This is a genomic window from Novipirellula herctigrandis, from assembly GCA_007859835.1.
GTDB classification, from domain to species: domain Bacteria; phylum Planctomycetota; class Planctomycetia; order Pirellulales; family Pirellulaceae; genus Novipirellula_A; species Novipirellula_A herctigrandis.
The window spans coordinates 5,146,926-5,169,963 of sequence record SJPJ01000001.1 but is presented as its reverse complement, the minus strand read 5'-3'; the positions used below and the strand labels follow the sequence as shown (position 1 = coordinate 5,169,963).

Below are 23,038 nucleotides of genomic sequence, written 5' to 3'. Positions count from 1 at the left end.
CGTCGGTTCGCCTTCGCCGTTTGATTAACAAGAGCAACGACGACGCTGCGCCGCCTCGTCCATTGCTGGTAGAATCGATTCGCTGACAAAAAAGGGATGCCATCTTTCTTGACCAGCAAACAGCAACCGTCAAAACAAGCTGGTGATGGCTTCGTCGTGGGCTAGATCTTGGGCATCGTCGTTGTGGCGGTCACTGTGACTATCATTGTACAGCGGTATCCAAGTCGGCGTTGCTACCTCTTGCTGTGGGATGGGGGCCGCATTTCCCAAGGCGATAGGATTATCCCATTGCTTCGAAGGACGAAAATCGTACGACTCGATCCGCTCGCCTGACGGAGGATCATTGTCGCTTCCCTTTAGCTGATTGATGACTTGTAGTGCATCGAGTGCCGTAATTTGATCGTCACCATTGACGTTATAGCGGTAGTTCGCCAACAAAAATTCTGGCGATTCGACGGAGACCGGTATGCTGTCTCCGTATTGATTCAGCGCGTTGATAATTTCGAGCGCATCCAAGGCAGTCACGCCCGATTCTCGATTGACATTGTATTGATCAAGGGGGTCATGGAAGGAATTAAACACGGTGAACGAGAGTTTCTGAGAGTCGAAATTTCCATTTGCGTTCGACGCCGCTTGCACTCCGACAAAGATATCGAACGTTCCCGTGTAGTCGACGAAAGGGGTTAGCTCTAAAAGGCCGGTTGCTGGATCAAGGCTTCCCGAAACATTCGTTGAATCGGTGCTAGCTAGATAGACAACCGCGTCGCCTTCTAAGTCAACCGACTGAATCGGCACCTCGATATTGGCACCCGACGCAACTTCGAATGACTGCGTGATCGGTTGCAAGAACGGTTGCGCGTTGGCAAAATCGGGAGTTAGATCTACCGTCACGGTTTCGCTCGACGCATTGCCCTGCATATCGGTAATCGTGAACGTCACCTCGGTACCGCCCGAATCGGCGAGAGCACGAAGCATCACGACGGAGTTTTCGGTATCGCTAAACAAGGTTGCATGTCGGATAACGACATCGCTTTCGGGCTTCTCGTCTTCGTCGACTGGTACAGAACTGATCAATTCGCGAACATTTTCACCTTCGGTGAGCTGACCAAACACGGCATGATTAAAGTCGAGAAAGTGGGTGTCGGTTTCGGTAATAAAGAACTGTGAATTATTGGTGTCATCGGACGTCTTGGCGAACGACAAAACACCTCTACCGCTATGCTGTAAATCAGCGTGAAATTCATCATCGAAAGCCCCCAGGTCCGACCCACTGCGACCGGTACCAGTAGGATCACCAGCTTGCAGAACGAATCCATCATCGACGCGGTGAAAAAGGATCCCGTCATAGAATCCGCTCTCTACAAGCGTCGCGATCCGCTCAGTCGTACGCGGCACTCGCTGCTCAAACAATTGGAAAACCATGTCACCATAGTCATCCACTTCCAAACGTACCGACCGATTTCCGCTAAGCACCGTTGCTTCGACCAACAACGGATCCTCAACGCTAACGGTAACCCGCAGCGGTCCGCCGTCTAAGTCGAATCCATCCACGGGAACGTGCAACGGACTTCCGCGCATCAACGACAAGTCTCCAATCGGTGCAAACGTAGGAATCGCCCCCCCTTCGCCCATAGCTGCCCCGGTTTCTACCCCGGCAGGCAATCGAATGGTGCCAAACGGTTCTGCCGCCAGCAATTCACGACGTTCGAGTGATTCAAGACGTAAGTTACGCAACTGTTTATCGCTACGTGGTTCGGCAAATTTACGAAATAATGCCAACATTGACGGCAAACTCTTCAAGAAAAACAATGTGTCTCTGTTCCGCTCGACAATCGAAAATGGGGCGGAATAAGGTAGTGACTTTCAGTATAGCTAGCCGAAGCGTGTTGTCTCCATATTTTTGAAAGTGACAAGTGGTGAGATGGCCCGAACCTATATAAGTTATCGCATAAATTGATGTTATCATGACACGATTCTAGCGGCCAACAGGAGCGGTCCAGCGCAATCCGAGCGGTCGCTCGCTTCGCTTGCGGTCGCACTGCACCGCACTGCACCGCACTGCACCGCACTAGGCAAATCCCCATCGCCGGCGAAGTGTCCACTCAATGATCAAAGCGGTGGCGAACAGGGCAAATAGGATCCACCCGGTTAGCGGATCGTCGCCAAGAGTAAACTTTTCAACCACCGGTGCTTCGGCTTGTTTTCGACGTTTCGCGATGCGTTCGATCAAGTCGTCTATTTGCTCGTATGAAAATGAACCACCGCCATGTTCAGCGGTGATATCGGCCAGTTGTCGCAAATAAACCGGATCGGCCATCGGCATCGTCATTTCACGACTCTGATCGACCACTTGGAATGCCAGATTCTCGCTATTCAGCTTGGACGCGGTATCACGGGGGCCAACTCGCAATCGATAGTAGCCGGGAATGAGCTTGGGAATTTTGCCGGTCACCGTTTGTGAATTGCCTTCGGAAGTGTCTGCCAGATCCGTGACGGGCGTGATTGTATTGGACTCGTCAAGAATTTCCGCAACAAAATCGATGCTTTGGTTTTCCGCAATGGACGTCAAAGTGGCTCGAAACCCAACATCGGCATCGACTGCAAATCGGCGTGCGTCGAGCTCAAGATTGATTTGCTCGGTGGAGTCCTCTTCACGCGACAGCAGCCACAAAACGACCTGCCGCCAAAACCGGCGATGGGCCTCGCTTTTTCCCTCTCGCCACCATTGCCATGTCGAATCAAACGCCGATGCCACTGTCCTGCCACGGCCAAATTCGCCGACAACCAATAGCGGTGCCCCATCGGTCGTTTCCAACAGGACTTGCACACCGGGGGCCACTTTTGGTCCGACAAAACGATTCGCCCCGAGCAATCGAGGAAGCGTTTTCCATACACGCACCGGATCGGCGCCACCCAAATCCGTGACTGGATGTCGACGCGCCGGTTGCACTGATATCGGACCTGCAATTTGGTCCGGTGTATTAGGTTGTATTTCCGAATTAATATCTCGTCGGCGTGATGGGTCCATGCGAATAGAAATCACGTCGGCCAATGGCGACGATGCATAGCCACCGGCGCCGTACGTATGATATCCGCCAAGCGTGATCAAACCGGCACCGGCCCCGACCGTTTCCGCGAGTTCAGCTAATTGTTCGCGTCCGATAGCGTCGGCGTCGACATCGCCAATGATGTAGATGTCGAACCGCCCTTTTTCGAACCAATCACCGAGATCAACGGGCCACCGGGACGCAGTGTCACGAGGGATCCACTGATACGTTAGGTCCAAATCGGGAAATCGACGCAGCGCCATTCGCAAAAATCGCTGCTCGTAAAGTGACTCGCCTTCAATGTACAGAATTCGGCCGCCTCCTTCGCGAACGTTAACGAATGCCGTCTGTAGATTGTTTGTGGTGACAAGCTCGCCAGCTTGCGTTTCGACTTCGACATTCAACCGATAGGTCCCCGGCGCAGGCGCAATCAAAGGGATCGAAACATCACCGACGGAGTTGGCGGTTTCGGACAATACCCGACGTTGAGCCGCTAAAGTTGCTTTCCCGTTCTCGTCTATCCAAGTGATTTGAACTGGAACGCTTATTCCTGCTAAACCTCTCAATGGAACTTGAAAGCTGACTTCAAATTGGTTGCCAGCAAACAACTGATAACTTTCTGGTAATGCATCGATGGCGGCGTCACGATTGGCTGACGGTCCGCTCGCCGGTCCAATTGGCACCGACCATAACGGCACGCCCCATGCCTTAAGTGTCTGAGCCACGCGTTCGGCACCGTTCCCTTGGATCGGTGCGGTTTGTGTACCGTCGCCCATCATCACAACCCCAGCAAGCGGTTGCCCTTGAGCGATGGCGATTGCTCCTGTCGCGGCTGCGGCCAAATCGGTTAGTTCGCCATCGGGAACAACGATATCCAAAGTTGCCGGAGTAGGATTGGGTAACTCGGCCGTCGTTTTTCCATAGCTCAACAAACGAACATTCATCGAATCCGCAAGTGGTTCCAAACCTTCGGCAAGTGATTGCCATGCCTGCTTTTGGTGCGTCCATCGATCGGATTTTTCATCATCCGGCAGTGTCATACTTCGCGACACATCGATCGCCACCACCAATGTCGCCTCGGCCGCGCGCGTATCGGTTCGCACTACCCCAGGTCGGAACATCGCCACGACTAAAACCAAACCGGCAATGGCTCGCAGTAGCATCAACCAACGACGTTTCTGTGGATCCTCGGTGGGCGGAGTGACCAAAATCAGAACGGCGACGATCACGACCGACGCTGCCAACGCAACGAGCGAAGAATCGTATATCGGTTCGATGTGAAACGAATTCACGCACCCGCTCCTACGACCGAGTGACCATCAGTATTTCTGCGACGATAGAAACGGTTGCTCAGAAGTTGCTCAAGCAAAAACACCACCAACGCAAGGAGCATTACGGGCGAATGCAACGGCACACGTTGCCCCTCTTGATCAGCGCTCAAATCAATTTCGTCTTTCGTCACCGCCATGTGGAACCGTGCACTCGACATCAACGTTGCAAAACGCTCGGCATCGACGCGTTCAAGTCGCGTCGCGGATGGAGCGATGTTTGCCGAAAAACCGGTGCTGAAACCTTTGCCACGTAGCCAGTAAGTCCCCGGTGCGTTGACACGCATCACCGTGACATCTCGAGAAACACTATCAATATCGATCGGCACTGCGGTCGATTGGTCCGGTGCAAAAAGTTGAATTCGATTGGCAAGACGATCCGATGCTTCTTCTTTGTCGTTGGTCGCAGTATTTGATTCGACGGTCGATTGGGACTCGGGCAAACCGGACTCGGGCAAAGCGACGGTATGCGGATTCCCAACATTCGCGATCCCTGAATCACTGCTTCGGTTGGTCAGATAATCCGCTATTTGGCGGACGAGTAGAAATGCTGGCCACGCTTCGGAACCACCAAAAAAATCGTTCCACGACCGAGTCTGATCAGCCAACGCGGGAAGCGGCGTGGTTAGAAGCAACAATCGGCCAGCCGTGCCGCCGGTGGCTTCATCGCCCGATGCAATGCGTTCCAGCAAAGCAGCATGCTCTCTTCCCGCGAATCGTGCCAGTTCTCGGAAAGAGGAATCGGATTCAAATTGCCAATATTGGTGAATTCGAAAATCGGTCCAAGGCACGCCGCCAGGCAACTCCGCTAATGGCGAAAGGACCGGGTGCATCGATTGCGTAAACTGCAAAAATGTTCCTGGATCGGGGACGCGCCAACGACGTCGGGGCCGTGGCAAAAGCTTTGACGGTTCACCCTGCGTTTCAAACGCAGGCCCTAACGCAACAAGCAATCCCCCACCGCTGCGCACATAGGAAATCAATCGCTCTTGTGAAACAAAATCGTTGTGCGGATCGAGCAATAGAACCGCTTGAAAATCCATCAGCCGAACCGCATCAAAGTCACGATAGCCGATCATTTCCACGCGATATTCGGCATTCGGATCATCAATCAAAAAGGGAGTAGTAATCGTTTGTCCGATCACACGCGCTTCGTCTTCATTATCAGCTACCACCAGAATAGGCGATTGATGCAGCACTTCGAGTGTAAAGTATCGAATGTCGTCGAGCGTCAATGGATCGTCACCGACGAGTCGAATTTGGCCGTGGTGCGTACCGACGCTCAGCGGCGGAACATTCATCAACATCTCACTCGAACCATTGCCTCGAATCCGAACACTCACTCGGTCCACGACGTCGAGCAGCGGCAATTTTATATCACCGTCACGAACCAAGGGCAGCGCCGTGTCCGGTTTGTAAATCCTCAGCTCCGCCGTAACCGATTGTCCATCCGGTTTTGATTCTCCGTCGAACTCGACCATCGTCGAGACGGCCACCGGCGCAGACGCTGGGGGCGTCGAATCCGAAAGACTCATTGCAGACAATCGCCGGTTGGTGCCACGAAATGCACCAAGGTCAAAAAGGGTAACATTGACCGCCGGATCGGCCGCAAGTAATTCATCGAGAGCGGTTCCCTCAAGGGTTTCATTCCACGTATTTTCGCTCAAGTCGCTGACCACGATCACCGCTCGGCTAGTCAATTCGCTTGAACGAACCAACCGCACCGCAGCTTCGATTCGCGACTCGATCGGCTGGACAACCGCTAATGGGTGCACTTGTTCGATCTGCGAAATGGCACTAGCGGCATCCAACGCAAACGATGCAGGCGTCGCGGAACGGTCGAGTACCGCGATACGACTTGTTCGCGGGACTCGCGAAACAATCCAATCAGCCAAGTTGTGAATCCGCGTAATACGATCGTCCTCGGCCGTCTTCCACTGGCTGGTTGGCGAGTTGTCGATCACGATTGCGATCGCAATGGGCGACGCAATATCGGTTGTTGGCCGCGGACCGCTCGCATAAGTGGTCGCTCCCCAAACGAGTGCGGACAACAATGCAATCACGGCGACACCGACAAGCGAGTACCGCAGTGCCGCCGATTGGCTTCGCGACGCAGCGATGCCTGCCAATAGCAGAACCGCAATACCACCAGCGGCAAGCATTCCAATCGTGACCCACGTCAGCGATAACGATTGATGGATCACGGGCCGCGCAAAGGCGAACGCGACGGCGGCGATTGCGGCGACGCGAAGTGCTAGTAACCACCACCGGCGGATACGAAGTCGGCTGCGATTGGTTTCAAATTTTTGAGTTAGAAACCGCAGCGACGGAAACACCACCTTCTTCGGCTCACGCCTCGACAACAAGTGCAACACCACCGGCGCAGCGGCCGCTAGCACTCCGAAGATCAAGGTGGCGTTTAAGAATGACACGATGTTGGAAAGAAACGTATGTGAGTAATGAAATAGAAGGACAGGAAGAACTTCGTAATCAGAACCGTCCTTGTCGCTGTAGCAAGTATTCCGTCAACGCTTTGTCAAACGGCATACTGGTGTCGAGCGGCACGTAGTCAATCCTCAAATTGCTGCACTTCTCACGATACGATTCGCGAAATTGCTCGAGTTGGGTTAAGTAGCCTTCACGAAAACCGGTTGCATCGACAGTGATTGTCTCACTCGTTTCGCTGTCCTCAAATTGCACAGGTCCCTCGTATGGAAAATTGACTTCGGCTTCGTCCAAAATATGAAACAAGATCACATCGTGACCGCCGTGCCGTAATCTTGCCAGCGAAGCGAAAACCTTTTCAGGTTCGTCTAGCAAATCGGAAAACAACATCACTAGCGAGTGATGCTTCAACATCGCCGCAATTTGCGTCACGCATGCCGCCAAGTCTGTATTCCCGCTTGGCTTCATCTGGGACAACCGGGCCATCACGTCACCGAGATGGCCGCGACGACTTCGAGCAGGCAGCTCCGCGTTGACTTTTTCGCCGAGCGTCAACAATCCAACCGGGTCCTGTTGCATTGTCATCAAGTAAGTCAGTGACGCGGCCAAGCAAGTTGCGTATTCGAACTTGGTCATGCTTTGGCTTTCGGTGAACCCCATCGACTTGGACAAATCGATCGCCAAATAGCCGGTCAAATTCGTTTCGGCTTCGAATCGCTTGATGTAATATTTGTCGGTTTTCGCGTAAACCAACCAATCGATTAATTTTGGATCGTCGCCGCGGTTGTAGCGACGATGTTCACTGAATTGGACCGAAAACCCATGAAAGGGACTGGTATGAAGCCCTTGCAAAAAGCCACGAATCACCATCCGAGCTCGCAGGTCGAGCCGTTTGATTTGTTGCAGCGATTCGGGGGAAAGTAACGCAGACATCGATTCGCCTTTACGATTTCGCCATCTTCTCAGGCTCCGGCTCGGCCACGTCTTGGAGTAGCCGTTCAATGATTGCGTCGGTATCCATGCCTTCGGCTTGCGCTTGAAAATTGGTTGCGATGCGATGCCGAAGCACGGGCGCGGCGATTCGCTGAATGTCTTTTGTATCGACACTAAATCGGCCATTCATCGCTGCAAGTGCCTTAGCGCCATTGATCAGGTTTTGTCCTGCGCGTGGTCCCGCCCCCCAATCCACCAACTCGCGGACATACTGTGGCGCGGTCTCGTCTTTCGGACGCGTGGCACGGACTAATTGCGAAGCGTAACGGATCACCAACGGATTGACGGCAATACTCGAAACCAATTTTTGGATGTTCAAAATCGCTCGCGACGAAAGGACCTTGTTGACGTTTTGCGATTCGCCTCGCGTCGTCGCAGTCAGAATTTGCTCTTCTTCGCTCGCCGAGGGATAACCGACTTTGATGTTGAACATGAATCGGTCAAGTTGGGCTTCGGGCAGCGGGTAGGTACCCTCTTGCTCAATCGGGTTTTGTGTCGCGATGGTGAAAAAGGGTGCAGGGAGCGGATAAGTTTGCGGTCCAACCGTAACTTGACGTTCTTGCATCGCTTCGAGCAGTGCCGCTTGGGTCTTCGGAGGCGTTCGGTTGATTTCGTCCGCTAGCAGGATATTGGTGAAGATGGGACCTTCGACGAAACGGAAACTTCGCTTCCCTGCGTCGTCTTCCTCTAAAACTTGTGTCCCCGTGATATCCGAAGGCATCAAGTCGGGTGTAAACTGAATACGCTTGAACGAGACATCTAAAATGTCGGCCAAGGTGCTGACCATCAGTGTTTTAGCGAGCCCCGGGACCCCTTCAAGCAGGCAGTGTCCGCGGGTAAAGATGGCAACCAGCAGTTGCTCAATCGTGTCGCTTTGCCCCACAATGACCTTGGCAAGCTCGGCACGCATCGTTTGTTGGTGCCCAGCGAATTCGCGAAGCACGTCGCCTAGATTCCGAGCGGGCTGGTTCGAAGAAGGAGGAGAGGGAGGATTGCTCATGGTTGAAAACTTACATTCCGTTGTGATGGACTTTGGTTCCCATCTTAAACATCGCAGGCCGATCGCGGGAGGATGCAGAGGACGAATGCCCCGTTTTACGATCGGACTGGCCTTTCTTCTGTTGCCTATTCTGCTTATTCAACCAGCACGCGGCGACATTGACCCCGCTACGGTGCAAAGGGCGATTGATCGAGGGATCACCTATTTGCGAAGTTCTCAGAACACGCGTGGCGGATGGAATGAATATGGTGGCCAATCGTGTGGCTTATCGGCGCTGTGCACATTATCCCTGATGAACGCAGGTGTATCGCGTGAGGATCCTGCGATCGCCAAGGCCATGAAGTACCTCCGCTCGTTCGAGCCCAATGAAACCTATTCGGCGTCGCTCCAAACCTTGGTTTATTGTCATCTTGGATCGGCCAGCGATTTGCCTCGAATTCGACGTAATGTCCAATTTTTGCTCGACACACAAAGTGACGAATCTGCGGGCCAAGCACGATCGGGCGGATGGAGTTACGGCCAACGAATCGGCAGCGGTGACCCATCGAATTCGCAGTTCGCATTACTGGCCCTCGGCGCGGCAAAGGACCGAGGAATCGAAATCGACTCGAAAGCTTTTGAGTTGGCACTGGACTACTGGAAAAGTCGCCAACGAACCAATGGCGGGTGGGGTTACGGCCGCAGCCAACCGGTCACCGGAAGCATGACCTGTGCCGGAGTCGCCTCGATAATCATCTCTCGGGGTGGTGTTTCGGGGGCGAGCTCCAAAATTGTGGGTGACCAAATCCGATGCTGTGGCATGGACACCGAACCCCACGATCCGGTCGAAGCGGGATTGACTTGGCTTGGCAATCGCTTTTCGGTCGACGTCAATCCAGGCGGCTCGCCGACGACGTTCTACTATTACCTTTATGCACTCGAACGGGTCGGACGGTTGTCGGGGCGACGGTTCATCGGTGGACACGATTGGTATCGCGAAGGAGCCGAACAACTGCTTGCACAACACGACCAATTCCAAGGCTTTTGGTCGGGTGCAGCACCCATGGAAAATAATCGCGACATCGCTACCTCGTTTGCCCTGCTGTTTTTGAGCAAAGGGAAACGGCAAGTCGTTGCCGGTCAATTGCAATATCCAAGCCCACAAAAAGGCGAGTGGCGATCACACCCCGAAGGACTCAAAATGCTCGTCCGCCAAGTCGAACGGGATTGGGGACGCGACTTGACATGGCAAACCATCGTCGGTCAGTCGCCTGATGGACAAGTCGTTTCGGTAGAAGACCTATTGCAAACCCCCGTATTAATCATTCGTGGACAAAATGCGCTGCCATTTTCGGAAGCATTGATCGAGCATCTTGGAATCTATATCGAACAAGGTGGAACGATTTTATTTGAAGCGGACGGAGGGGATGGATGTGGCGATGCATCTGCGTTCGAAGCCAGCGTCCGTAAACTATGTAGTCAATGGTTCGAAGGTGCGTCGCTAGACCGTTTGCCCCCATCCCATCCCGTCTGGTTCGCAGAACGCGAAGTCGCTCCAAATTCCATCCCGTTAATTAGTAAAGATTTTTGGGTGTACGGTGTCCAAGCCTGCTGTCGCACCGCAGTCTTCTACGTTCCCAATAGCCTGTCATGTCGTTGGGAATTGAGCGACAACTTGATCGGTCGCAACGACGTACCGAACAAGGTTCGAGGTCAAATCGACCTAGCCGTTCGGATCGGTGAAAATGTCATTGCCTACGCGACCGGACGTGAACTAAAAGATAAACTTGAAAAGCGAAACATCTTAGATGCAGGCAATCTACAAGAGCCAACGCGAGGGACAATCCAAATCGCCATGCTGTCGCTCGGGGCCGGTGGCGAAGAAGCCCGCCGAGCGATTCCGAATGTCGCGGCATTGATCCGTCAACAAGTCAAGATCGACATTATTGCGGGGAAAGAACCGGTCGGTCTTGACGCATCGAGTCTCAGTCGTCTGCCGATCCTTTGGATGCACGGACGAACCGAGTTCCAGCTAAGCGAAACCCAGCGAGACGAATTGCGAGAGTTCCTTCGCAATCAGGGGATGATTTTCGCGACGTCGGTCTGCGGCAACGACGCCTTCACAAAATCATTTCGTCGCGAAATGAAGGCGATTTTACCGAACGCGCCGCTTCAGCGAATGGAAGCGAACCATCCGGCACTTACCAACGCCTATGGCGGATTCGATATCACAACCGTGACGATTCGGAACCCCACCGACCGAGGCAGCAGTCAAGTTGTGGGCACGCGCACGGCGCCACCCGAAATCGAATTTTCCATCGTCGACAATATGGCCGGTGTCTTCTTTTCGCCGCTGGATGTGAGCTGTGCGTTAGAGAGTCAAAACTCGGTCCAATGTCCTGGATATCCGACCAGCGATGCCGCCAAAATTGTGGCAAATATGATTCTGTTTGGCTTGAACCAATAATGACTCGCTTAGGCGTTTGGTTGAACAACCACCTTCATTTGTTCTGCATCACCGGCGTAGAGACGCTCAAACCATGCGGGCGCGTCTCGTAGTGGGATTTTTGCCGTGATCAGCGGTTCAACGTTAATGATGCCGCGATTCATCAAGTCGATACACTCCGGGTACTCGCCATTGCAGCCACACGTACCACGCAGTGTGATCTCTCGAGTAACAACCGATTGCAACGGCAGTTCGATCATCGGCGAGACGTTTCCAACAAGTGTGACGTATCCTCCTTTTCGTACCGACTCGATCGCAGTTTTGATCGTTGTGGTGGCACCGACAACTTCCAGCGCGATATCGGCACCACGACCACCCGTCAATCGTCGAATTTCCGCCGGCACGTCCACTTGATCAGCTCGCAGCGTCACATCTGCGCCAAGCTGTTTTGCCACCGACAATCGTTTTTCATTCAAATCGACCGCGATAACTTGACTGGCACCTGCTGCCCGAATCGCTTGCAAGGTTAATAGTCCGATCATTCCTGCACCAACAACCACCGCCGTGTCACCCAACTTGACTCGCGTCACGTTTGTCGCATGGACTGCAACGGATACGGCTTCCACCAATGCCGCATGTTCAAACGGCAACGACTCCGGCAGAGTATAGACGATACGACGCGGAACGCTGATCCGCTCGGCAAATGCACCGTGACGTCGATAGTCACCACACGAGACTCCCAAAACCATCCGATGGTCGCAAAGGTTCTGGTCCCCGCTTCGACAAAAATCGCATTGGCCGCATGAAACCATCGAATCAAAGGTCACTCGCGAGCCAATAGGGATATCGGTTACGTTATCACCCACGGCAACCACAGTACCGGCAGCTTCATGCCCCATCACCAATGGCGGAATGCGCCGACCGGTGCTACCGTCGTAACCATGGATGTCGCTTCCGCAAATTCCGCATGCTTCGACTTGCACCAAACAATCGTCGGGGCCAACATTGGGTTCCTCGACGTCGGTCACTTGCATTTTTTTGTATTCGGTCAGCAGTGCAGCTTTCATGGCGTTCTCGAACAAAAAAGGGTTTTGGGGTTAGCCAGTTCGTTAGTGTAACAAAAGGACTTCGGTTTTGAATGATGACGAAACATTAACCGCGTACCACGAAGCGGGTCACGTGGTCGTTGGTTACCTTTTGGGCGCAACAATCGACGAAGTGCGTCTAGGATGCATGATCGAAGACTCGCTGCCGACTCAATTCGGCGACTGCATGATCAATTGGGGACCAGTCGATTCGCATTGTGATTGGCAGCGACAGCGAGAAATTCTTACGGTTTTGGCAGGCCCGGTTGCCGAGATGATATACCAAGGCGAGCGACCACACCCGGCACACTTTGGCCCTTGGCAATCCGATTGGGCACAAGCGGCCGAGCGGGCTGCGACCAGCTTCAGGGATCTCGAAAAACGCACGCGTTTTTTAGAAGCCACCATCATGGTGCTTCACGAGAAAATGTCCGATGAAAGGTTTTGGGCAGCCATCGCCGCAGTCTCCGATGAATTATTAGCCCACGAATCCCTCGAACACGAAGACATCGCCCACGCCGTCTCCTTTTGGCTCCGCTAGCCGGGCGAACTACGGTCACACGGGTGTTAACAGGGCGTTGCAAACAGAGATGATGTGACACCGGCAAGAAGCGAAATGTAAAAATGCATAGTAAAAAAATGTAAAGTCAATCGACCAAAAATCGCTCCACGTCCGAAACGCATGCCATTGAACAACCGCTCAGGAGCATTTGCTTCAAATCCGTTTTGCCATTTCAATTTCGCTCAAAATCCCACTTCAAGGGTGATCCATCCTTGATCGATTGGACAATCGATTCAACAAAAGGGATTTGTTCATCAGCGGCAAACTCGATTGCCTTGTCACCATGCGTGAGCGCTTCATCGTGTTCATTGGAAACGCTCAATGCCATCGCCATCAGTAACTTCCCAAACCAATCTTCGTCGCCGCTAAGACGGTCAACCAACGTCGCTTGTTCTTTCGCCTTAAATGACGCACTGTTTATTTCTTTGGCTTGCAGCGAGTAGATCACTGCAAGCATGCGACGGGCATCAAGTTCAAGTTCCGGCGATTTCAACAAGAAATTTGCTTCCTTCTCGGCACCGTTCCAATCTTCTTTTAAAGTGTAGTACCTCGCCAGTTGAAAGCGTATATATGGATTCAACTTATCTGCCTTCACGGCGGCGAAAAGCTCGACTCTTGCCTCCCTCGTTTTACCGAGCGACTGCTGAACCATGCCACGAACGGCACGAGCAACAAAATGCATCGGCGTCTGAGAGTGAACCACTTTGTTGATACTTTCCAAAGCTTGCGTACTTTTCCCGAGACGTTCTTGCAAAAGCGATTGCGCAATAAGGCTAGGATAGGTTTCCAATTCAACCTCTTGAAACGTCGCCAGCATTGCTTCGCACTGAGCGACGGTCCATTGCCGACTCGGATCGGTAAAACGCCAATAGCGATCAAAGTAACTCGGGCCATCTTGAATCCAACTCGCGAACGATTGCTGCCATGTGACACTATCTTGAAGCGTTTTCGTGCGACGCTGCAAAATCAACTGAGATGCTGCATTGAGCTGTGACAATTGAATTGATTCACGGATCTGGCCTTGATTCGCAGAAAAGAAATTCATTTGCGTCAGGTGCCGATCCAATTTCAGAGGATAGCCACTCCGCGTGTTGATCGTTGCTCCTACGCCCCCATTTTCATTGGAGCCCCCCCTTGTGAATAGGTTCGCTTGGTCTTGTAACGCTTCGCGACACTCACGCTCTCTTTGCTGATACACCATTAGATTGATTTGTTTTTTCAACGCTTCTTGGCGAACCACTTGCATATCTTTTTCGGTTTCATTCAGTGCTTTTTCGATTCGCTTGAGTTCGTCCGCAAGCAAAACCTTTTTCTGGCAATACTCATTCAACTCGCGGTGGATCGTTTGTAACGCTTCAACTTCCTGGAATTGGTTGCCAGGGTTGTCTGCCCACGCGGCCGTTGGCAAGCCAAAGGAAGTGAAGAGAAAGAGGCCGAAAGAGATAACTCGACCGCAAACACGAGGGCAAACACGAGGGCAAACACGAAAATCCTTGTTTCCTGAACGGCTTATTCCTATACTCCAATTGGCGATACATGTCGTCATTTTGGGATCCGCATCTCTTCTCGGTTTAGGGGGTACACCACGATGCTCAGCCGACCTCTGTTCAGATTAGCGAGTCGTCGTTTCAGGGTCAATGAAATGAGGTTCCTTTGTGGCTTGATTCTGCTTTGCATTGGCGACGCAGCGGAAGCTTGGTCCGTTGATTTGAGCTCCCTGAAAGATCCGTTGCAGGCCACGTTGCAGGCAGAAGCTCGCGGTGAGATCACCGATCGATCCGTGTTGAAGGCGCATCACGACGCGGCACCGATTGGCGCCTTTGCTCGCTGGCAAGCGGGACAAGTGTGCCTCGATGACACATGGCTAGGTGTTGATGAATTGAATTCCGATCGCATGACGCCTTTGCTTGAGGAGTACGATCAGGAACGTGGTGACGGCCCGTTGAATCTGAATGATCATCGCCGCCTCGCCAATTGGGCAGAGCAACACGGATTAAAGGACCAAGCCAAAGCGCATTGGTACGGGGTGCTAGCAGCACGATCCGACGATCGAATGGCGCGTACTAAGTTGCAATTCGAACGAATTGGCGACCAGTGGCTAACTAAGGATGAAATTCGTGAAGCCAGGCAAAAGTCGAACGAATTGGTGAAACAGACAAAAGCATGGATGCCGCAGATGAAGAAATGGGCGGCCTCGCTATTGGGATCGAAGACCAAGGAAAAGATCAAAACACTCGATGCGTTAGACGAACTTCAAGATTCAACGGCTATCCATGCCTTGCAACTCACCGCGCTGCAACTACCTGGTAACACAGCACTACCGTTCGTTGACGCAATTAAGAATGTGCGGAGCCAAGAGGCATGCGACGCATTGGTCAAAATCGCAATGTCCGAGCTTACATCCAAGCGAGGGCAATCCGCGATGAATGGGATCAAAGAATATCCCATGGTGTTTTATGTTCCTGGTTTGCTCGAAATGCTCTCGACAGAAACGGAAGTGAAACACCTGGTTTTCCAACGAGCCAACGGTGAAAGAATTCTGCGACTTGCGATGTCCCAGGAACTGCGTGATTTGGAGCAAATTGCTGTCGTTGACAAAGTGCTTTACAAGCCCAATCGGTTGACGGTAGCACGTATGTCGCGTCCACGAAGTGCTATGCCAGCGGGTATGCAGCCAGGGCAAACATTAACCATACCTTTTTCGAAAAACGCGGTTGCCCAGCAGATCGTTGATCAATCGACACAAAGTGAAATCAACCGAGCCATCAAGAATAATGACGCCAATAATTTCACAAAAGCGATTGCTCAGGAACGTGTGTTTGATCTTTTGCAGGCCGCGACCGATGCCGAGGTCGACCGCAACACCAACGCATGGTGGGGTTGGTGGGACCGCTACAACGAACAATTACACTACGGTGAGAAGAACCGTGATCGTCGCTACTACGAGGACCGCAAAGACATTGTCTATGCATCTCAGCCAGTTATTATTCTCGTTTTGATTAACCGCGAATGCTTGATTAGGGGCACCCAAGTTCAAACCGAATATGGCCTGCGAAATATCGAGAGCATTCGAGTGGGCGATCGGGTGCTCTCCCAAGACGTTGCGAGTGGCGAATTGAAGCTAAAGCCGGTGCTAAACACCACGCACCGCCCGCCGGCAAAAACTTTTGTGTTTTCCACCCAAGAAGGAAAAATCGAAGCGACACTCGGACACTATTGGTGGGTCTCCGGTCGCGGATGGCTGCGTTCGAAGGAACTTGAACCTGGAATGGTTTTGCGTCATGCAACGGGAACGACCGCTATCGAAGCCGTCGAACTTGCCGAGGAACCTGTCGAAACCTTCAACTTGATCGTTGCTGACAATCACACTTACTTTGTGGGACCCGAACGTATCCTTTGCAGCGATGCAACCGAGATTCGCCCCACGTTGCAAGTGGTACCAGGCTTGCCAGTAAACGTACTTGCTGTGCACGCGAAATAGCCCTCACGGAAAGTCTGCAACCGCCCGTATCTCGTTCGGACCAGCGAGATACGCGTGTTGAAGAATGGCTCGCCGTTTTCTTTAAAGAACAGACGTTGTTCTTTTAAGCACTTCGCGACTGAGCTGATTTGCTTATTCTCAGGATTCAATCAGGGAGAAAATTTTCACGTCATCCACGACAGCGCTCCGTGGGACAGCTAACCGCAACATCCGTTTCGTCGGATGAGCGAAGCCCTGCGATGAAAAACTTGCAGTCTCTTTCCCATCAATCGAAGCGGTCACTTTATCGCCCACGATTTGAACCATGAGATCATGCCATTGGCCAACCGCTAGTTTCGCGGGAACTTTCTTTTTCGTCGTGCTTAGAAATGCTTTCTGCTCATCGGTAAGGCTCTTTGCCTTCTTCGCCGCGTGATACTTCATGTTCATATCACCAAGCTTCATATCGTGTATTTGAACGTACTTGGCTGCGACAGTGACCTTGAACAGGTGGCCCGCATGAACGTCTTTGAACTTTTGATCCGCGAAATCCAGCCCCAGAATGTCCTTTTCGCCTTCCAACTTGAATCGCAGTTCGACCGAACCATTTTTGAACTCAGCCTGATGTGTAACAGAGACCGCGTGATCTGCTTGGGGGTGCATCTTGATGTGCATCGCACCGTCTTTGAGATCGACCTGTTTATTACCCGCTGCCCGCGATTTGCTATTCGTGTTCCATCCGTTGCCAACCTCATCGGTCTGTTCTTGCGATTCATTGCGTTCGAACGAATCCTCGAAAATCAGTTTCCCGCGTTGATCAGCCAACAAAACGGAGGAAAAGGCGAACTGAAACAAAATGGCAAGGGCCAGGGTATTCTTAGTCATGATAGGATTTCCATTGTAGGCCGTCGGCGTAGACCTTGGGCGGAGTTCAGGGAGTTCACATTTTTGGTGGTCGCTGTGCGGCGACGAGTAGGTCGCGAGCAGTTCGTTTGACTTTAACGCGGTATGTTGCTTGAGCCATCCGTGCCCCTGATTTTGTCGCCGCGAATGGCGTTCAGGATATCATAAAGCTCCCGTTCCTTTGCCAATGCAGAGGGCGTCGGATCGTGATTGTCGTTGGGGTTGGTCGAATCGTCGACCAGCAGATTGTCACGTTCACCCGGATCGGTTTTCAAATGAAACAGTTGGCGTGGCGTCCCACGAATCACGCCCGACGCTCGCGTTTCGCGATTATCCGCGTCGCATGTCCGCTTGTTTCCGCCTCCACCCGTACCATCAATCAATTTCCACTCTCCGCTTTGGTCAATCAGAGCGAATTGTCCTGAGGATGAATGCTCGATAAATCCTGCACGACGTTCTGTCGGCATCGGATTCCCGAGCAAAACGGGCAAAAAGCTTTCGGCGTCAGGGGCTTCATCCTGGCGAAGATCATAATGTAGTACCGCGGCCATGGTCGCAACAAAGTCTCCCTGCCAACACGCATGGTCCGTTGTGCCCGGTGCTATTTTTCCTGGCCAACGTAACATAAAGGGAACACAAGTACCTCCTTCGTAGTTGTCGCGTTTTCGGCCAGCCCACGGGCCATTGGCATCATGGTTCAACTGAAGACTCGATGTATAAGCTTGATTTTCGGGTCCATTGTCGCTAGTGATGAACACAATTGTATTGGCTGCGACGCTCTTCGGATCGTTCAGATCACCAAGTGATTTTAGAATTTCGCCTGTGTAGTAATCCGTTTGGACAACGTAATCGCCGTATTGGTAACCCGCACAACCTTGAAAGCTTTCTTGTACTGCATGCGGCGCGTGCGGTGCCGGCATGGGAACGTACATCATGAACGGCTTATCGTCTGGTTTGCGATCTTTGATCAGGTCGACTACTTTCGCGGCCTGGATCTGCAAATAGTCTGCAAAGACAAAGGTAGGGTCCTTGGCTCCATCACGTGCATGGATTCCATAGGTTTTGTCAAAGAGGACGAAATCGCTATTTCGCGCCACACGAGCTTGGCTGAAGTCAACGTTACCATCCGCGACAATCCCACCTTGGTACAAAACATGAACCTCTCCCGTCTTGGAATCCGATTCTAGCCATGCGTAGGGAGGCATGTCCAAAGATGCGGGCGTTCCAAACCAGTAGTCAAAACCACGATGAGCGGGGGTGTCCATGACAGGTTTCGACAGATCAAGTTTACCGAGCACGTTCTTATCGTTGCCTGTAATCTTTACTGCCGCTTTGCCATCCATCCGCTGAAACTCCATTCCAATATGCCATTTCCCAATCATGGCAGTTGTATAGCCATGCTTGCGAAACAGCTCGCCGATCGTAAAACGATCCGCATCCATAAAAGTCGAACTGTATCCGCCCGTCACACCTCTCTTCAAACGGGTGCGCCACGAATAATGGCCCGTGAGTAGTGAGTAGCGAGACGGCGAACAGACACCATCCGCAGAATGCCCGCGAGTGAAACGCAGCCCCTGATTCGCAAATCGATCAAGGTTCGGAGTCAACGTCCTAGCAGCAGGATCAAGGTACTTTGAGTCCACAGGTATGCTCAAACCACTCGGCCCGTTAGCCCCCATATCGCCGTAGCCCATGTCATCAAAGTAGATGATCAAAACGTTCGGCTTGTCGGTATCGAGATGCGAAGCGACAGATACGTTAAGTAGACCGACAACAACACAAACGCCCACCGTAAATTTCAGGAGCGTTAATTGCAGCAACGTTGCATTTCGATTCATTCGTTTCACAATCCGTTACTCACTCAAAAATCGCCAAAATATCATGTTGGATTCGTCCGACTGCGTATCGATCGATATCGAAAGTGACTTCCAATTCGTAGCCTTGACAAAAATCGTCCGCCATCGAATCGCTAATCAAATCGCGAAAGCGATGAATCCCAGTATAGCCGCATACCATTTGGGAAGGTGACTAGGCCCCAGAACCCTCGTATCGAACACGGTTTTGACTAGGTATCTCAAAAACCATGCTTGACGGCTATACTCTTGGTATTGATAGTCAATTTGGCCTAGACGCTGGAGCGCGATTCTCGTTGGCCGCAATTGCGATGGCACTCGTGCTGCATTGGTATCTTATTTGAGTTCCCTGTTTCCCTCTATTTTACGGCACCACGACTACCAACCATTGGTATGCGTCCTCTTGACACTACTCGTCTCGATTGCGTCGAGTGGTGCCTTAATGATGCCTGCACCGCTTGTCGCATCTCGAGACAGCTTGGACGAGCGTTTCCCCTGCGAAAATTGCCCGTGTGGTTGTGCAACGGCTGAATTTTGCTGGGACACTTGCTGTTGCTTTAGCGACGAGGAAAAACTTCGATGGGCGTCCGATGCAGGTGTGAAGCCGCCCGATTTCCTGGTCGACCGAGTCAACGCGAAAAACAACGTTTCGAAGCTTTCGAATCACTGCTGCTGTTGTTCCACCGGCGTTTCAACATGCGAAGTTTCGGAACCCGCCGGCACGGCGGATGACATGCCGGTGGCAAGCCGAACGAAGACCTCGGTCGTTCTGTTTTGGAAAGCTGCCCAGTGCCGCAACCTCCGTTTAATGTGGACATTGTTGGCACAAGCGTTCGTCGACAAAGACGACCATCACGTTGTCGCCCCAATGGAGTGGCCGATGCACTGGCTAAGGTTGTCGGATGAATTTGCCGCTTCTCGCTCGGTTTCACCCGAGCCGCCCGTCCCCTAGGGTCGGCCTCTTTCTTTTAACTACTTGATATTCGCCAGGCTTTCTCGTCTGACGCAATGCATGTGGAGTCAGCCAAAAAACGCTGGCGTCCTTTCGTGACGACGCCATTGGCGAGCGAGTTAATCGCTGCGCTAACGGCGGTTCGTTCGCTTCGACTATCAGACACTATTTATCAAGACACTATTTAGCAACATGAAAACTCTTAGACGCGATCCATGCCCGGCTGCATTTACGCTGGTCGAACTTCTTGTCGTCATTGCCATCATCGGCGTACTCGTTGGTTTGCTTCTGCCAGCTGTCCAAGCTGCTCGTGAAGCGGCGCGAGCCACGTCGTGCAAAAACAATATGAAACAAATCGGTTTGGCAATGCATATGTATCACGACAGCAACCGTTGTTTACCCCCTGGTTGGCAAGCCATGCACCCTGCCAGCAGGAAACCCTACTGGCTTGGCAAACCAGGATGGGGATGGGCCGCTCGGTTGCTGCCATTTTTGGAGCAAAGCAATGCCCTCGACAACCTTGTTGACTTGGATGTTTCGATTTCCGATCCAATTCACGAAGGCGCGCGGACAACCACAATTCCCACCTATTTATGCCCCTCGGATTCCTCGCAGCCTCTCTATCTCCTAGAACCCGGTCCCATGCCGAAGCCGAACTATGACCCAGGATTCACGGCCACAATGGTCCCTACAGCTAACTACATTGGCAACTTCGGGACCATTCAAATGGCACAAGCTTGCACCGGAGGGAAGGATTGCGTCGGCAATGGAATGTTGGTGTTCCAACGCGCGTTCCTATTGCGTGACGTTCTCGATGGACTCAGCAACACCTATATGGTGGGCGAACGCACAAGCGAGTTTTCGCCATCGACATGGTTAGGGGTTATCGCAGGTGCCGCTCATGCCCCGGGACGAATCACCGCAGTTGCCACAACGCCACCCAATTCGGAAACAGGAGCACCGTTCAACTTTTCCAGCTACCATCCCGCCGGATCTCACTTTGTTCGAGCCGATGGTTCCGTTGAATTGGTAACCGAGTCAATTGATATGGAACTCTACCGCTGCCGTTGTACGCGTGCTGATCACGATCAAGTGTTTGAGTAGATAAGGTGGGCGTGTTCTGAAAAACGCGGTCTCGTTAGCGAGGGCGTTGGCGCATTCCGCGTTGCGGTGGCCCTTGATGAAGTGGACTTTCGCTATCCATGAGGTAGCCGTCTTTGTTCACGTCGTGACGATCGAATGCCTCGGCAGGGCCATCGAACTCCTGTCGAGAAACTTTCCCGTCGCCGTCACGGTCGAGCCTGGGAACGAACGCGAGAGGGCGCCCCTCCATCGGACCGCGTGCGTCCATGCCGCGCGCCCCCATGCCGCGTGCCCCCATGCCTCCTGGTCCTTGGCCCTGTTCTAGTGCTCGGCCAGGGCGAATAGTTCGTTTGGGTAGCAACTCCGGTCCACTTTCCCGAATGCTCACAGATCCGCCGCGTACCGGTCGGACCATATTGTAGATCGCGATCACATCGCCTTGCGGACCACGGCCTCGCGGGAATCGTGACGGATCGCCAGCCTTGGGGTCGCTACGTTGAGAACCCGCGCCATGGACATCCATCAGTTTGTATTGCCCGCCGAATCTTGACATCCATCCCTGGGAGCGACCAAATGCGACATACACTGCAGCCTCGCCACCACCGGTTCTCTTGTGCGTTGAACTCGTCCAGTAGAACGGGTAGTTCACTTCGCCCAGAGCATCATGGATTGGCGTTACCTTGAACATCGGATCAATCGCAGCCGATCCGGTCGTATCAGGCGATCGAGTGTAGTCGACGATGCTTTGCAGTTCCTTCGCGTTAGGCAGACGCCAATCCGAGTGTCCGGCGAAGTTCAAATCTTCGGCCCAACCGAGTGCCTGCTGCCAATTTAATTTTCCGTCATTGTTCTCACCCGCCTTGAGATGCCCGCTGTCAAGTTGCAACCAATTCAACCCGGTCGCTTTGTCGGTGATGGTTTTGTCACCATTATCGTGAAAATCATTGTTTCCATAATTAGGATTACGACGGACATAGAAAACGTAGAATCCTTTCTGTGGCCTTCCGGGACGCTCATTGCCCGTTGGATAACCCTTGATACGACCGTCCGCGAAATTGACGCCGAACATCGTTTCGTTGCCATCCATCGTCGTGCTGACATACTTGGTTGACGTCGCCATTTGCGAATCAATCACCCGTTCGCCTTTTGCCGGGTCGCCGTAAACGAAGTCAAAGTAATCGGTGTCTATGAAAGGAGTTCGATTCGACGTGCTTGTACTTTCGATATCGATGTCTTCGCCGCTGAATCGAATCAGCGAGTAAAGTTCCTTGATATTTGGTAGACGCCAATCATCGTATCCACCAACGCTGCAAGCAACCGCACCGGAGACTGCCTGGTCGTACGTTTTTTTTGGGCCAGGTTCCTTTTGCCACATCAAACCTGTGACCAAATCGGATACGGTTCCATCACCGTTATCCTTGTAGGCTGGCGCATTCGATTGGTAATGAGCATCTTGACCAAAAAAGGCCTCACCTAATGCCGGGTAGACAATCTCGTCGCGGTTGTCGTAGCAACGCAGTTGACCGGTATCCACTATTCGGTAGGTCTGGGCGATACATGGCAAACTGCAAGACGCAGTCATCAACGTCATTAAGATTGAGAGCTTCATCGTATTGGCTCTTTAGGCAATCTTCGCTGACCGCTCCGTCGGTCAGCGAGGATACAACAGGTGAATCCGCATTGATTGGGCGGAGCGATCAACGACAAACTTGCGAGTCCTACTCAGCAGCAGGACGACTTCGGCGAGACGACCGATCGCTTAGACTATCTTCGGGTCGACGGTCGCTGACTCGACGATCATTGGGGCGATCTCCCGGTGGTTGACGTTGTGCAAATTCAGTTGCGAATTTAAGCAACTCTTCTTTGCTTAACTTGCCATCTTTATCAGCATCAAATTGCATT

The 23,038-nt window shown here is 52.5% G+C and carries 16 protein-coding genes; 5 read left to right on the top strand and 11 right to left on the bottom strand.

Features of this window, described 5'->3' with window-relative positions; translation table 11 throughout:
• Positions 1–129: 129 nt before the first annotated feature.
• The 5 genes from CA13_RS18810 to CA13_RS18790 form a co-directional block, all read right to left on the bottom strand.
• Entirely contained in the window at positions 130–1,734 is a 1,605-nt protein-coding gene (locus CA13_RS18810; RefSeq protein WP_419194557.1) for a peptidylprolyl isomerase, read from the bottom strand.
• A gap of 334 nt (positions 1,735–2,068) precedes the next feature.
• Positions 2,069–4,339: a glutamine amidotransferase gene (locus tag CA13_RS18805; RefSeq protein WP_146399203.1), complete on the bottom strand. Its 2,271-nt coding sequence runs from the start codon at positions 4,337–4,339 to the stop codon at positions 2,069–2,071.
• Positions 4,336–6,807 (bottom strand): BatA domain-containing protein, encoded by a 2,472-nt coding sequence (locus tag CA13_RS18800; RefSeq protein WP_419194556.1) that lies wholly within the window; start codon positions 6,805–6,807, stop codon positions 4,336–4,338. The genes CA13_RS18805 and CA13_RS18800 overlap by 4 nt, the downstream gene beginning before the upstream one ends.
• Before the next feature lie 58 nt (positions 6,808–6,865).
• Complete coding sequence (locus CA13_RS18795; protein WP_146399199.1) at positions 6,866–7,753, bottom strand: DUF58 domain-containing protein; 888 nt, start codon at positions 7,751–7,753, stop codon at positions 6,866–6,868.
• Positions 7,754–7,763: 10 nt separating this feature from the next.
• Entirely contained in the window at positions 7,764–8,813 is a 1,050-nt protein-coding gene (locus CA13_RS18790) for an AAA family ATPase (protein ID WP_419194555.1), read from the bottom strand.
• An 85-nt stretch (positions 8,814–8,898) separates the two neighbouring features.
• Here CA13_RS18790 and CA13_RS18785 point away from each other — a divergent pair, with 85 nt between their 5' ends.
• Complete coding sequence (locus tag CA13_RS18785) at positions 8,899–11,259, top strand: DUF4159 domain-containing protein (protein ID WP_146399197.1); 2,361 nt, start codon at positions 8,899–8,901, stop codon at positions 11,257–11,259.
• A gap of 8 nt (positions 11,260–11,267) precedes the next feature.
• Here the strand turns inward: CA13_RS18785 and CA13_RS18780 are convergent, their stop codons facing one another.
• Positions 11,268–12,305: a galactitol-1-phosphate 5-dehydrogenase gene (locus tag CA13_RS18780; protein WP_146399195.1), complete on the bottom strand. Its 1,038-nt coding sequence runs from the start codon at positions 12,303–12,305 to the stop codon at positions 11,268–11,270.
• A gap of 67 nt (positions 12,306–12,372) precedes the next feature.
• On the opposite strand from CA13_RS18780, the gene CA13_RS18775 reads away from it, so the two are divergent.
• Positions 12,373–12,864 (top strand): cell division protein FtsH, encoded by a 492-nt coding sequence (locus CA13_RS18775; protein ID WP_146399193.1) that lies wholly within the window; start codon positions 12,373–12,375, stop codon positions 12,862–12,864.
• A gap of 193 nt (positions 12,865–13,057) precedes the next feature.
• Here CA13_RS18775 and CA13_RS18770 read toward each other — a convergent pair whose 3' ends face one another.
• Complete coding sequence (locus tag CA13_RS18770) at positions 13,058–14,293, bottom strand: tetratricopeptide repeat protein (RefSeq protein WP_146399191.1); 1,236 nt, start codon at positions 14,291–14,293, stop codon at positions 13,058–13,060.
• A gap of 234 nt (positions 14,294–14,527) precedes the next feature.
• On the opposite strand from CA13_RS18770, the gene CA13_RS18765 reads away from it, so the two are divergent.
• Complete coding sequence (locus CA13_RS18765) at positions 14,528–16,366, top strand: polymorphic toxin-type HINT domain-containing protein (protein WP_419194554.1); 1,839 nt, start codon at positions 14,528–14,530, stop codon at positions 16,364–16,366.
• 138 nt (positions 16,367–16,504) lie between these two features.
• Here CA13_RS18765 and CA13_RS18760 read toward each other — a convergent pair whose 3' ends face one another.
• Together CA13_RS18760 and CA13_RS18755 are read right to left on the bottom strand one after the other, a co-directional pair.
• A complete protein-coding gene (locus CA13_RS18760) occupies positions 16,505–17,230 on the bottom strand; it encodes a 3-keto-alpha-glucoside-1,2-lyase-like domain-containing protein (RefSeq protein ID WP_146399187.1) in 726 nt (241 codons plus the stop codon).
• Between the two features lie 113 nt (positions 17,231–17,343).
• Positions 17,344–19,086 (bottom strand): sulfatase family protein, encoded by a 1,743-nt coding sequence (locus CA13_RS18755; RefSeq protein WP_146399185.1) that lies wholly within the window; start codon positions 19,084–19,086, stop codon positions 17,344–17,346.
• 418 nt (positions 19,087–19,504) lie between these two features.
• On the opposite strand from CA13_RS18755, the gene CA13_RS18750 reads away from it, so the two are divergent.
• Both CA13_RS18750 and CA13_RS18745 read left to right on the top strand, forming a co-directional pair.
• Positions 19,505–20,053, top strand: a complete 549-nt coding sequence (locus CA13_RS18750) for a hypothetical protein (protein ID WP_146399183.1) — start codon at positions 19,505–19,507, stop codon at positions 20,051–20,053.
• A gap of 192 nt (positions 20,054–20,245) precedes the next feature.
• Positions 20,246–21,157 carry a DUF1559 family PulG-like putative transporter gene (locus CA13_RS18745; protein WP_146399181.1) on the top strand — a complete coding sequence of 304 codons (912 nt, stop codon included), beginning with the start codon at positions 20,246–20,248 and terminating at the stop codon, positions 21,155–21,157.
• A 34-nt stretch (positions 21,158–21,191) separates the two neighbouring features.
• Here the strand turns inward: CA13_RS18745 and CA13_RS18740 are convergent, their stop codons facing one another.
• A complete protein-coding gene (locus CA13_RS18740; protein ID WP_146399179.1) occupies positions 21,192–22,745 on the bottom strand; it encodes an Lcl C-terminal domain-containing protein in 1,554 nt (517 codons plus the stop codon).
• Positions 22,746–22,854: 109 nt separating this feature from the next.
• Positions 22,855–23,038, bottom strand: a 184-nt coding sequence (locus tag CA13_RS35370) for an EF-hand domain-containing protein (protein ID WP_419194553.1), incomplete at its 5' end; no start/stop codon positions are given.